A 12,502-nucleotide genomic window follows, 5' to 3' on the forward strand; every position below is an offset into this window, starting at 1 on the left:
GACATGGTCTGCGAACGAGACTAACGCGCGTCGGCGCGCATCGCGGGGAGATCGCTGCCGCACACACGGGGACCGGTTAGATTCCGTGCCACGGGACCACTGCGTCGAGGGGATATGCCCATGCTGGATGTGGAGCAGGCACGCCGGGACACACCGGGGTGCTTCGAACGCGTGTTTCTCGACAGCGCCGGGTCGTCGCTCCCGCCCACCCCCGTCGTCGACACGGTCGTCGCGCATCTGCGCCGGGAAGCCGAAGTCGGTGGATATGCGGCGGCGAACGAGCGGCGCGACGATCTCGCCGCGGTGAAGACCTCCCTCGGCCGTCTCCTCGGTGCTCCCGCGGAATCCGTCGCGCTCTCGGACAGCGCCTCACGCGCCTGGGCGTCCTTCTTCTATTCGGTGCCGCTGCAGCCCGGCGACCGGATCCTCCTCTCCCAGGCGGAGTACGCGGCGAACGCCGTGGCGGCGCTTCAGCGCGCACGCACCACCGGTGCCCGGGTCGAGGTGGTGCCGTCCGATCCGTCCGGACGCATCGACCTCGACGCGTTGACCGGGATGCTCGACGAACGCGTCCGGCTGGTGTCGGTGGTGCACGCCCCCACCAACAGCGGGCTCGTCAACCCGGTGCGGGAGGTGGCCGACGCCGCCCACGCGGTGGGCGCGCTGGTGCTGCTCGACGCATGCCAGTCGGTGGGGCAATTGAGGGTCGACGTCGGCGAACTCGATGTCGACGCGCTCTCCGGCACCGGCCGCAAGTGGCTGCGTGGACCGCGCGGCACGGGATTCCTCCAGGTCCGGCCCCGTCTGATCCGGGAACTCGAGCCCGCCATGATCGATCTGCACAGCGCCGTGTGGACGGGCCCGGACTCCTACGAGTGCGCCCCCGACGCCACCCGGTTCGAGATGTGGGAAGCCGACGTCGCGGCCCGGCTCGGGCTGGGCGCCGCAGTCGACTACCTGCTCGATCTCGGGGTCGACGAGGTGGTCGACGCGCTCACCTACCGGGCCGAGCACCTCCGCGACGGTCTCCGCCGCATCCCGGGGGTCGCCGTGCGGGATCTCGGCGAGCGGCTCAGCGGGATCGTCTCCTTCACGGTGGACGGCTGGGAGCCGGGCGCATTGCGGGACGCGCTCGCGGAACGATCGGTGACCGTGACGGTGAGCCACCGCAGTTCGACACTGCTGGATATGTCGGCGCGGCATCTCGACGCGGTGGTGCGGGCCTCCCCTCACTATTTCGTCTCCCCCGCCGACGCGGACCGGTTCCTGTCGGCTGTGCGGACACTCGCAGCGGTGTAAAACCGTCGCTACCTGCGCGGGTTCGCGTCCAACTGCGCAATCCGGTAGAGTGGATCGAGTTGTCTCGGCGAGGGTGAACCGCATACGTGCCGGATCACCGTGATCGACGCGGCCGCGGCTTTGATGAGCACATGCTCCTGTCGCGCGTGCCGGCCCACTTGCCGAGAACACCCGACCACGAAGTGCCATCAGCGTAGGAGCCGTTACACATGTCCGACGAGAACAATCTCGTAGCCAGCGTCCGCACCGAGTTCGGCAAGGGCGCCGCGCGCCGTGCCCGCCGCGACGGTCAGGTCCCCGCCGTGCTGTACGGCCACAACACCGAACCGCAGCACCTCGCGCTGCCCGCCCGTGACTTCGCAGCCGTCCTGCGTAAGCACGGCACCAACGCCGTTCTGACCCTGGACGTCGACGGCACCGAGGCGCTCGCGCTGACCAAGTCCGTCGTCGTCCACCCGATCCGCCGCTACATCGAGCACGCCGACCTGCTCGTCGTGAAGCGCGGCGAGAAGGTCACCGTCGAGGTGCCCGTCGTTCTCGAGGGTGAGCCCGCGAGCGGCACGCTGGTCGTCAACGAGGTCAGCACCATCAAGATCGAGGCCGACGCGATGCACCTCCCCGAGGAGATCAAGGTCTCCATCGAGGGCGTCGAGGCCGGTACCCAGATCCTCGCCGGTGGCGTCGAGCTGCCGTCCGGCTCGGTCCTTCAGGACGATGCCGATCTCCTGATCGTGAATATCGTCGAGGCGCCGTCCGCCGACGAGCTCGAGGGCGAAGAGGGTGCCGAAGAGGCCCCCGCCGAAGAGGCAGCAACCGAAGAAGAGGCCTGAGCCTTCACCGGTTCCCTGTGAAGTCACTCGTGCGGCGCGTCATCCTCCGGGGTGGCGCGCCGCACGTGGTTGTAGACGCAGATGTACGGAAGGAAATGCACGTGAGCGAGGACACCGCGCTCGTGGTCGGGCTGGGGAACCCCGGGCCCAAGTACGAGAACACCCGTCACAACATCGGTTTCATGGTGGCCGATGTGCTGGCGGGGCGGGTCGGCGGCAAGTTCGGAGCTCACAAGCGCAGCAACGCCGACATCGTCCAGGCACGCCTCGACGGTCGCCAGGTGATCATCGCCAAGCCCCGCACGTACATGAATCTTTCCGGTGGGCCGGTCGCGAACCTCGCCAAGTTCTTCTCGGTCGACCCCGGGAACATCGTGGTGATCCACGACGAACTCGACCTGGACTTCGAGACGATCCGCCTCAAGCAGGGCGGCGGCGAGAACGGGCACAACGGCTTGCGGTCGACATCGTCGGCCCTGGGCACCAAGGACTACCTGCGCGTACGCATGGGTATCGGGCGTCCCCCCGGCCGGCAGGACCCCGCCGATTACGTCCTCAAGCCGTTCTCCGCGGCAGAGCGCAAGGAACTCGCGGTGTGGTGTGAGGAAGGCGCCGACGCGGTGGAACTGCTGCTGCGCCTCGGGCTCGAAGGGGCCCAGAACCGCGTCCACTAGTTAGACCCCGTTCGGGCGGAGACAATCGAATCTGACCGAGCTGACCGCACGACATGCCGAGTAACATTGATAAGTTGTCGGCGACAGCCGCACCAGTCCCGCTTCGAGAGGTTTTCCGCGTTGAGCACCCCGCCCGCTTCGGCCGTCAGCGAATCCACCGGAGTCCCGAAGCCCAAATCGGGCAAGGAAGTGCGTGCCGAGGCCCAGCGTCGCCGCACGTTCGCCGTCATCTCGCACCCCGACGCCGGTAAATCCACTCTCACCGAGGCCCTCGCGCTGCACGCGAAGGTCATCTCCGAGGCAGGCGCCGTCCACGGCAAGGCCGGACGCAAATCCACCGTCTCCGACTGGATGGAGATGGAGAAGGCACGCGGTATCTCCGTCAGTTCCACCGCGCTGCAGTTCAATTACACCTCTTCGGAGGCGCCCCGCGACGAGGACGGGGCCGAGACGGTCAACGTCATCAACCTCGTCGATACCCCGGGCCACTCCGACTTCTCGGAGGACACCTACCGTGTTCTGACCGCCGTCGACGCCGCTGTGATGCTCATCGACGCTGCGAAAGGCCTCGAGCCGCAGACACTCAAGCTCTTCCAGGTATGTCGCCACCGCGGCATCCCCGTCATCACCGTCATCAACAAATGGGACCGTCCCGGTCGCACCCCCCTCGAACTGCTCGACGAGATCGACGAACGCATCGGCCTCACTCCGACGCCGCTGTTCTGGCCGGTCGGGATCGCCGGCGACTTCCGCGGTCTGCTCCGTCGCGGCGAGGACGGCATCGCCACCGAATACGTCAAGTTCACCCGGACCGCGGGTGGCGCGAAGATCGCGCCCGAGGAACACCTGACCGCGGACGAGGCGTCCGATCGGGAAGGCGACGTCTGGACCGAAGCCGCCGAGGAATCCGAACTGCTCTCGGCGAGCGGTCAGGACCACGACCAGGAGATGTTCCTCGCCGGGCAGACGTCCCCGGTGATCTTCGCGTCCGCGATGCTCAACTTCGGTGTCCGGCAGATTCTCGACACGCTCGTCTCGCTGGCACCGCCGCCGCGCGCCCGGATCGATGTCGACGGCAACCCGCGCATCGTCGACGATCCGTTCAGCGCCGTCGTGTTCAAGGTCCAGGCCGGTATGGACACCGCCCACCGGGACCGGCTCGCGTTCATGCGCGTCGTCTCCGGTGTCTTCGAACGCGGCATGGTCGTCACGCACGCCCAGACCGGCAAACCGTTCGCCACCAAGTACGCGCTCACCGTGTTCGGCCGCGAACGGACGACCGTGGAGAACGCCTATCCGGGGGATGTGGTGGGCCTGGTCAACGCGACCGCGCTCGCACCGGGCCACACGCTGTACGTCGACAAGAAGGTGGAGTTCCCGCCGATTCCGTCGTTCGCGCCGGAACACTTCGCCATCCTGCGCGCCGAAAGCGCCTCGAAATACAAGCAATTCCGCAAGGCCGTCGATCAGCTCGATTCCGAGGGTGTCGTGCAGATTCTGCGCAACGACATCCGCGGTGACGCGTCGCCGGTCATGGCGGCGGTCGGTCCCATGCAGTTCGAGGTCGTCGCGGCACGGATGAAGGCCGAGTACAACGTCGAGCCGAAGATCGAACCGCTGGGTTACGCCCTCGCGCGGCGCACGGACGCCGCCTCGGTCGACGAACTCAACCGGCAGCGCGGGGTCGAGGTGTTCATGCGGTCCGACGGCGTACTGCTCGCGCTCGTCAGCGACAAGTGGCGTCTGCAGTACATCCAGAAGGAACTTCCCGGGCTCACGCTCGAGCCGCTCGTCGCCGCGACGGACTGAGCGCATACCGCAGGGTGCACCCGATGGGTGCACCCTGCGGACTTTACTGATACTTTCCCTTCCGTCGATCCGACGTATCGGGCGGAATCAGGAGCAATCGATGAGCGACGACGCACCGGCCTCGGCCGGCGACGGCCTGCCCTCCGGCAAGCCGGGGGACGCCACCTCACGGTCCGGAGGACCGAAACGGTCGGGAACCTTCGTCTACCCGTTGCCGAGCACACCGTTGCCGAGCAGCACGCCGCTCACCGGCCCGGGGCGAACCGGTTCTGCCGGTCCGGGTGGGCCGGGTATCTCCGATGAGCCGCTTCTCGGCGTTCCCGGGGCGAGCACCGACAGCGAGCGCGCGATCGACCGCGACCCGGCCGGCGGGGTGGACGCCGGCATCTTCGACGAAGGGAAGACCCCGGTGAGCAGCACCAGCACGAACGGCACGGTCAACGGTGCGGGAACCGCATCGGACGATGCCCGCACAGCCGTCACCACCTCGGCCGCCACCGCGCCGACCCCCTCGCGGCGCAAGGCGATGGGTGTGGCCTCGGTCCGGATCGCAGCCCGCCTCGCCCAGAACGAGTTGGGGAGCACGGGCGGGAACACCGACCCGATGTCCGACAACGACGAACTGCTCACGCTTCTCGGCGAGTACCTCCTCGCCGGTGGGCTCGAGAAGCCCGAACTCCACGCGACCCTCGGCGGTCAGCCCATCGTGGTGGACCTGCAGACTCCGCAGCGCCACGCCCGCTGACCGGTCTCCGGCGACGACGAAGAAGCGCCGCCGGAAGCCGTCAGGCGTCCAGTAGCGCCGTCACCGCCGCCTGATCGACCGCGTCCAGCGACGCGGGCGACCACTGCGGGTTGCGGTCCTTGTCGACGAGCACGGAGCGCACCCCTTCGGAGAAGTCGGGGGTGAGAGCGATCCGGACCGCCACCCCGAGTTCACGGGCGAAGCACTCTTCCAATGTGCTTTCGGCACCACGCCGCAACAGTTCGGCCGTGACCCAGACGCTCGTCGGCGACAAGGCCGTCAAGGCGTTGCGCGTCTTCTCCGCCCACGCGGAGTCGATGTCGGGATCGTCCGTGAGACGGGCGAGCATGTCCAGAACGGTGCCGTCGCCGAACACCGCTTCGATGTCGGTGAAGCGCAGCGCCAAGTCCGATTCCGGTGCGGGTTCGACGTATTCGTCGAGCGCATCCTGCCAATGCCCCGCCCGGATCCGGTCTGCCAGCTCGTCGATACGTGCGCTCGGCACATAGTGCGTAGCCAGGCCGACCGCGAGTGCGTCACCGGCATCGATCCGGGTGCCGGTGGTGCCCAGGTACATCCCGACCGCGTCGCAGCGGGCGGTGGTGCCGCGCAGGCGGGGAAGGAAGTGGCTGGAACCGACGTCGGGGATGAAGCCGATCGCGGTCTCGGGCATGGCGAACGTGGACTTCTCAGTGGCGATGCGCACGGCTCCGTGTACCGAGATGCCGAGTCCCCCACCCATGGTGACGCCGTCGAGCAACGCGAGGTACGGCTTGGGGTAGGTCGCGACGAGCCGGTCGAGCCGGTATTCGTCGGCAAAGTATCCGCGGACGGTGTCGGCGTCGCCCTGGACGGCTGCCTCGCGCACCGGCTTGATGTCACCGCCCGCGCAGAACGCGCGATCGGACAGGCTGGTGACCAGGACGGCCGTGATGTCCGGGTCGTCGCGCCACGCCTCGAGCGGCGCATACATGTCGTGGATCATCGACCGGTCGAGCGCGTTGAGCGCGACGGATCGGTCGAGTTGCACTTCGCCGACACCATTGGCGACGCGTGTGCGGATGAAGGAGTCGTTCACGCGCCGGAGCCTACCGGTCACCGGCCGGTATGTCGGTATGCGCGCGCCGCCTCCGGCCTAGGGAAACAGCTGCTCGCGCGTCCACTCCGTATCGGTGCGGCGATACCGCAGCCGCCGGTGCCGGCGACCGGGATCGGCCTGCCAGAACTCCACCGTCACGGGCTCCACGCACCAGGCCGTCCAGTGAGGTGAGACCCATCCGGGATCGGCCTCGAGCGTTTCGCGCCGTTCCCGCACCAGCCGGTCGTAGTCGCCCGGGTCGTCGAGGACGTCGCTCTGCCTGCCGGTGGCCGCGACCGCGCGGGCGAGCAGTGAACGTTCGCGGAAATCGCGGGCACACACCTCGGGACCGCCGGAGCGCACCGGGCCCCGCAGTCTGACCTGGCGGCCGTGTTCGCGCCAGTAGAACGTCAGGGCCGCCGCGGGCGTCGTACCGAGGTGACGGCCCTTCGGGGACCGAAAGTCGCCGGAGAACCACCAGCCCTCCGCGGTCACGTCCTTGACCAGCAACATCCGGGCATCAGGCCAACCGTCCTCGCCGACCGTCGACAGGGCCGCCGCGTGGGGTTCCGCGAGACCGGCATCGACGGCGTCGGTCAGCCAGTGCAGGAACAGGTCGTGTGGTCGCGGTGATGCCTCGTGCTCGGGCGGAGGCTCCGTGGCGAACACGGGTATCGCCCGGATCCACGCGCGGACGTCGGGGAACTGCTCGAGGTGAGGGATCTCGGCCACAGCGGAAGGGTAGACGACCCTGTCCCGGTCCTCACCCGGTCTCGGCGCTCACCCGTGTCAGCCCTCGTCCGTGTCAGCCCTCGCCGTGGCGGCATCGCCGGTGAGCGGACCGGCCAGCATCCATCGGTGACCGAACGGGTCGAGCAGGGTCGCGTTGCGATGACCGTGGCTTTCGTTGATCCAGCGTTCCACCTCGCCGCCGGCGGCGCGGGCACGGGCCAGCACGGCGTCGGCGTCACCGACCGGAAGCATCAAACTCACCGAGGTTGCCCCGGCCAGTGGCGCGGTCAGGCCCATCTCGGGAAACTCCTCCGCGAGGTACACCATCCCCGTCGGAAAGCTCAGCTCGGCGTGACCGATCCGCCCGTCTTCCATCACCACCGGCTCACCGACGAGAGAGGCACCGAAAACGACGGTGTACCAATCGATTGCGTCCTGAGCCCGCGAGACGGTGAGGTACGGCAGAGCGCCGACGGCCGGGAATTCGTCGTCGGAGATGTTCGACACGAGGCTCTCCGTTCGGTTACGAGGCGCGAGGCTGGTTCGACAGCATCGCGCGCCGGTTCGTGTTCAGCCGGAAGTTGGGCAGGTCGGACAGGAAAGTCACCGTCTCCCAGTTGCGTTCGTAACCGGTGTGGCAGATGCGCCACTTCCCGTCGTCGCTCAGCACGTACCGGTCGTAGTAGTGTGCCGACCCGCGCATCAGTATCCCGTCCTCGGGCACCATGACCGTGTCGGCCAGCAGCCACACCCCGGTGGCCCTCGTGCCGTCGGCCGAGATCTCGATCTCAGGGTGGCTGCAATGGTGCTCGGTGACCATCAGGGTGCCGAGCGTGTTCTCGAGGAAACCGATGAACGCGTCGCGCGACTCGAAACTGAGATGTTCGCCGTACACCGCCGTGGCGTCGGGCATCATGGTGTCGGACAGTTCGGTCCAGGATTTGGTGTCCAGCGCACGCAGGTAGCGGTACTTCAGTCGCTCGATCGCCGCCACCGCCGCCAGATCCATCGCGCGCCTCCTGTCACGAGGTACCTGCAGGTACCGTTCTCAGGCTAGTCCGGAAATGTTTCGGCGGGCGTGCAATTCGGAGACTCACGGCGGGGCTCGATTGCGTTTCGGTTACAGGACCGGGACGAGAGTCACGACGGTGGCCGGAGCCCGCGGACGGTGGTCTCCACGACGAGTTCGGCGTAGGCATCGTCCTCGGCGGGTTCGGGCGTGGTGAGGGCGAACAGCGCGTGACTAAGGACCGCACCGGTCACCAATTCCAGCAGCAGTGTCGCCGAGGTGTCCGCCGGCAGATCACCGCGCTCGACCGCACGGTGCACGATCGTGCGTGCGGCGAGCAGGCGGCTCTTGTTGAGCGTGTGGGTCAGCCGCGCGAGCAACTCCGGATTGACCCGGGCGTCGAGGGCGACGCGAAGACTGACCAGTCCCGGCGTGGTGCGGTAGCCCTGCAAAAGCTGGCGCGCGAGCTCGACGAGGTCCGATCGGAGATCTCCGGTGTCGATCGGCACCGGCAGGGGGCTGCGTGCCTCGAGAGCCTGGACGAGCAGATCGTCCTTGCTCTCCCACCGGCGGTAGAGGGCGGCTCTGCCCACCCGGGCACGCCGGCCCACCGCGTCGAGGGTGAATCCGCGCCAGCTCGTCTCGGAGTACACCTCCAGAACCGCGTCGAAGACACGGTCCTCGAGGTCGGCGTCGCGGGGCCGTCCACGGCGTCGCGGGGGAGCTACATCGGTCACCACCCGAGTGTGCCAGACCTACTCCACATTTACAGACTGAAATCGTCCGTATTAGGCTGTGGGCGTCCCTCCCCGACGAAGTACTCGAAGGAACGCCATGACAGACCCCACCCGGGTGCCCGTCGTGATCGGCGTCGGCGACCTGCGCTCCGGCCGCGCCGGTTCGCCCGCCGACCCACGCGAACCGCTCGACCTCATCCACGAGGCCACCGCGGCCGCTCTGACCGACACCGGTGCCGACCGCGACGACCTCGTCTCGCGCATCGACACCATCCGGGCCGTGAAGACGGCAAGCTGGTCCTACGACGATCTGCCGGGTCTGCTCGGCGCACGTCTCGGTGTCGACGCCGTCCACACGTCGACCACTCCCATCGGCGGGCACTGGCCGGCAGCGCTGCTCGACCGCGTCGCCCGCGACATCGCCGACGGCACGAGTGCTGTCGCACTGCTCGTCGGTGGCGAGGCACAGGCCTCGGTGACCAACGCGTTCAAGGCGGGCACCGACCCGGCGTCGCTCGGCTGGACCACCGCCCCCGGCGGCCCACCCGCATTCGATCCGGACGACCTGGGCAGCACAGCCATGCAACGGGCGGGAATGATCGCGCCGACGCGGGTCTACCCCCTCTTCGAGAACCGGCTCAGCCACGACCTCGGCCACACGCGCGAGGAGTCGATCGGCTGGTCCGCGCAGTTGTATGCGGCCTTCTCCGAAATCGCCGGCAACAACCCCGCCGCGTGGAACCCCACCCTGCGGACCGCGGACGACATCCGCACCCCCGGCCCCGGCAACCGCATGGTCACCGACCCGTATCCGCTGCTGTGCAACGCGATGCCGTTCGTCGACCAGGCAGCGGCCGTGGTCGTCACCTCACTCGCGACGGCACGCGAACTCGGGGTCGCCGACGACCACGTGCTCTACGTGTGGGGTGGCGCCGGAGCCACCGAGACACCGGACGTCCTCGCTCGCGGCGACCTCGGCCGCTCCGCCGCCCTGGCGGATTCCCTGCGCCGCACGCTCGCCGCCACCGACCTGAAGGCGGCCGACTTCGACATCGTCGACGCGTACAGCTGCTTCCCCGTCGTACCCAAACTGCTCGTCGAGCACCTGGGCCTGCCCCGCGACACGGTTCCGTCGGTCACCGGTGGGCATTCGTTCTTCGGCGGGCCCCTCAACAGCTACACGCTGCACTCGATCGTCGCGGTCGCGCAGCGACTCCGCCGCGACGGCGAACTCGCCCTCGTACACGGCAACGGCGGATACCTGACGTACCAGCACGTCGTGGTGCTCGGGTGCGCCCCGCACACCGAGGGTTACGTGGGCGATCCCGAACCCGTCCAGCTGCCGGCGACTGCACCCGAAACGGCCCTCGACTACACCGGTGACGTCGAGATCGTCACCGCCACCGCCGAATACGGTCGCGACGGCAACCCGTCCGTCGGATTCCTCGTCGGCACCACACCCGACGGCCGTCGCGTGTCGGGCCACACAGACGCGGAAGGCGCCGCGATCCTGTCGGCCGGCGCGGACCTGATCGGCACCGTCGTGCACGTGACCGACAACGGCGGGCAACTCACCGTTGCCCGCATCGACACCACTTCCTCCGAGGAGCACCCGCAGTGACCGACCCGATCGTTCTCGTCGAACAGCGCGACCACACGCTGATCGTCACCATCAACCGCCCCAAGGCCGCCAACAGCATCAACGCGGACGTGCACCGCGCGCTCGGTGAGGCCTGGGAGCGTGCCGCCGACGACCGCACCGTGCGCGCCGTGGTTCTCACCGGTGCGGGCGACGCCGTGTTCTGCGGCGGTGCCGATCTCAAGGCCCTCGGCACGGCAGGACCGGACGGTGTCACCCCGCCCGACACGGCACACTGGGGATTCGCCGGTGTCGTCAAGCACCACATCGCGAAGCCGATCATCGCCGCGGTCAACGGCACCGCACTCGGCGGCGGCACCGAACTCGCCCTCGCGAGCGACCTCGTGGTCGCCTCCGAGACAGCAGAGTTCGGTCTGCCCGAGGTCCATCGCGGGCTGATCGCCGGGGCGGGCGGCGTCTTCCGCATCGGGCAGGCCGTGCCCAAGGCGATCGCGATGGAACTCGTGCTCACCGGTAAGCCGATGTCCGCGGCCGACGCGCTGCGCTGGGGCCTGGTCAACCGCGTCGTGCCGCAGGCCGACGTGCTGACCACCGCCCTCGATCTCGCCGCACAGATCGCTGCCGGCGCGCCACTGGCCGTCCAGGCGAGCAAGACCGTCGCGCGCGGCATCGTCGACGGACACGTCTCGGCGGAAGACCAGTCGTGGGAGCTGACCGAAAAGGCTCTCGCACGCCTGACCACCAGCGCCGACACCCTCGAAGGCGTCATGGCCTTCATGCAGAAGCGCGAACCCGTCTGGAAGGGCGAATGACGATGACCACCACCGAAATCCTGCGCTGGGACACCGACGAGCAGAAGGCTCTGCGGCAACTCGCCGCAGACTTCACCCGCAAGGAGATCCTCCCCCATCTCGACACGTGGGAGCGCGAGGGTGCCATCCCGCGTGAACTTCACCGCAAGGCAGCCGAAGCCGGCCTGCTCGGCGCGTCCGTCGCCGAGGAGCACGGCGGTTCGGGCGGCAACGCCCTCGACATGCTCACCATCCTCGAGCAGATCATCCTGTCGGGCGGGTCGTCCGGGTTGATCTCCGCATTGTTCAGCCACGGGATCGCGACCCCGCACATCATCGCCTCCGGCGACACCGCCCTCATCGACCGGTACGCACGGCCGGCACTCGAGGGCATGAAGATCGGATCGCTCGCGATCACCGAGCCCAGTGGTGGTTCTGATGTCGCGAACATCCGCACCACGGCGCGGCGCGACGGCGACGACTACGTCATCAACGGTGCCAAGCTGTACATCACCTCGGGCACCCGAGCGGACTTCGTCACCACCGCCGTGAGGACGGGCGACGCGGGCGCCGGCGGCATCTCCCTGATCGTCGTGCCCACCGACACACCGGGTTTCACGGTCTCGCGCAAGCTCGACAAGATGGGCTGGCTGTGCTCGGACACCGCCGAACTGTTCTACGACGACGTGCGGGTCCCGGCCTCGAACCTCATCGGCGCGGAGAACTCGGCCTTCGGCCAGATCGCCCAGCAGTTCCAGGGTGAGCGCCTGTCGCTGGCCTTCCAGGCCGTCGCCACCGCACAGCGGTGCTTCGACCTGACCGTCGAGTGGGTCAAGTCGCGGGAGACGATGGGACGGCCGCTGTCGAAGCGGCAGGTCGTGCGGCACCGCCTCGCCGAACTTGCCACGGAAATCACTGCGGCACAGACCTTCTGCAGATCCGTCGCGGAGCGGTGGGTCAACGGCGAGGGCATGCTCGTCGAGACCTCGATGGCGAAGAACAACGCGGTGAAGGTCTGCGATACCGCGGTCATGGAGGCCGTCCAGCTCGCCGGTGGTATCGGGCTCATGCGTGAAAGCGAGGTGGAGCGTCACTTCCGCGACGCCCGCGTGCTCGGAATCGGTGGTGGCACCACCGAAATCATGAACGAGATCATCAGCAAGCTGCTGGGCTTGTAACCCTGCGAATGTGAACCGAT

General features: G+C 68.3%; 13 protein-coding genes. 8 read left to right on the plus strand and 5 right to left on the minus strand.

What is annotated here, in order from left to right; genetic code table 11:
- Positions 1-120: 120 nt before the first annotated feature.
- From AC0B44_RS01305 to AC0B44_RS01325, 5 genes are all read left to right on the plus strand, one after another.
- Positions 121-1,299 carry an aminotransferase class V-fold PLP-dependent enzyme gene (locus AC0B44_RS01305; RefSeq protein WP_471901122.1) on the plus strand — a complete coding sequence of 393 codons (1,179 nt, stop codon included), beginning with the start codon at positions 121-123 and terminating at the stop codon, positions 1,297-1,299.
- Between the two features lie 209 nt (positions 1,300-1,508).
- Complete coding sequence (locus tag AC0B44_RS01310; RefSeq protein WP_471901123.1) at positions 1,509-2,129, plus strand: 50S ribosomal protein L25/general stress protein Ctc; 621 nt, start codon at positions 1,509-1,511, stop codon at positions 2,127-2,129.
- Between the two features lie 101 nt (positions 2,130-2,230).
- The gene (pth, locus tag AC0B44_RS01315) at positions 2,231-2,803 is read left to right on the plus strand and encodes an aminoacyl-tRNA hydrolase (RefSeq protein ID WP_471901124.1); all 573 of its coding nucleotides are present in this window, start codon (positions 2,231-2,233) and stop codon (positions 2,801-2,803) included.
- A gap of 120 nt (positions 2,804-2,923) precedes the next feature.
- Positions 2,924-4,612, plus strand: coding sequence for a peptide chain release factor 3 (locus AC0B44_RS01320; protein ID WP_471901125.1), 1,689 nt, complete (start codon positions 2,924-2,926; stop codon positions 4,610-4,612).
- Between the two features lie 100 nt (positions 4,613-4,712).
- Complete coding sequence (locus AC0B44_RS01325; RefSeq protein WP_471901126.1) at positions 4,713-5,357, plus strand: hypothetical protein; 645 nt, start codon at positions 4,713-4,715, stop codon at positions 5,355-5,357.
- 40 nt (positions 5,358-5,397) lie between these two features.
- Here AC0B44_RS01325 and AC0B44_RS01330 read toward each other — a convergent pair whose 3' ends face one another.
- The 5 genes from AC0B44_RS01330 to AC0B44_RS01350 all read right to left on the minus strand — a co-directional run bounded on the left by AC0B44_RS01330 (position 5,398) and on the right by AC0B44_RS01350 (position 8,913).
- Positions 5,398-6,435 (minus strand): enoyl-CoA hydratase/isomerase family protein, encoded by a 1,038-nt coding sequence (locus AC0B44_RS01330; RefSeq protein WP_471901127.1) that lies wholly within the window; start codon positions 6,433-6,435, stop codon positions 5,398-5,400.
- A gap of 57 nt (positions 6,436-6,492) precedes the next feature.
- The gene (locus AC0B44_RS01335; protein ID WP_471901128.1) at positions 6,493-7,167 is read right to left on the minus strand and encodes a pyridoxine/pyridoxamine 5'-phosphate oxidase; all 675 of its coding nucleotides are present in this window, start codon (positions 7,165-7,167) and stop codon (positions 6,493-6,495) included.
- A gap of 57 nt (positions 7,168-7,224) precedes the next feature.
- A complete protein-coding gene (locus AC0B44_RS01340; RefSeq protein ID WP_471901129.1) occupies positions 7,225-7,674 on the minus strand; it encodes a VOC family protein in 450 nt (149 codons plus the stop codon).
- 16 nt (positions 7,675-7,690) lie between these two features.
- Positions 7,691-8,176 (minus strand): nuclear transport factor 2 family protein, encoded by a 486-nt coding sequence (locus AC0B44_RS01345; protein WP_471901130.1) that lies wholly within the window; start codon positions 8,174-8,176, stop codon positions 7,691-7,693.
- Positions 8,177-8,307: 131 nt separating this feature from the next.
- Positions 8,308-8,913, minus strand: a complete 606-nt coding sequence (locus AC0B44_RS01350; RefSeq protein ID WP_471901131.1) for a TetR/AcrR family transcriptional regulator — start codon at positions 8,911-8,913, stop codon at positions 8,308-8,310.
- Positions 8,914-9,010: 97 nt separating this feature from the next.
- Here AC0B44_RS01350 and AC0B44_RS01355 point away from each other — a divergent pair, with 97 nt between their 5' ends.
- From AC0B44_RS01355 to AC0B44_RS01365, 3 genes are read left to right on the plus strand one after another with little or no spacing between them, the layout of a single operon-like run.
- Positions 9,011-10,534, plus strand: a complete 1,524-nt coding sequence (locus tag AC0B44_RS01355) for an acetyl-CoA acetyltransferase (protein WP_471901132.1) — start codon at positions 9,011-9,013, stop codon at positions 10,532-10,534.
- On the plus strand, positions 10,531-11,325 hold the full coding sequence (locus AC0B44_RS01360) for an enoyl-CoA hydratase/isomerase family protein (RefSeq protein ID WP_471901133.1): 795 nt from the start codon (positions 10,531-10,533) through the stop codon (positions 11,323-11,325). The genes AC0B44_RS01355 and AC0B44_RS01360 overlap by 4 nt, the downstream gene beginning before the upstream one ends.
- A gap of 2 nt (positions 11,326-11,327) precedes the next feature.
- Positions 11,328-12,482 (plus strand): acyl-CoA dehydrogenase family protein, encoded by a 1,155-nt coding sequence (locus AC0B44_RS01365; protein WP_471901134.1) that lies wholly within the window; start codon positions 11,328-11,330, stop codon positions 12,480-12,482.
- The last annotated feature ends 20 nt before the right edge of the window (positions 12,483-12,502 follow it).

Source organism: Rhodococcus sp. NPDC019050, assembly GCF_055664235.1.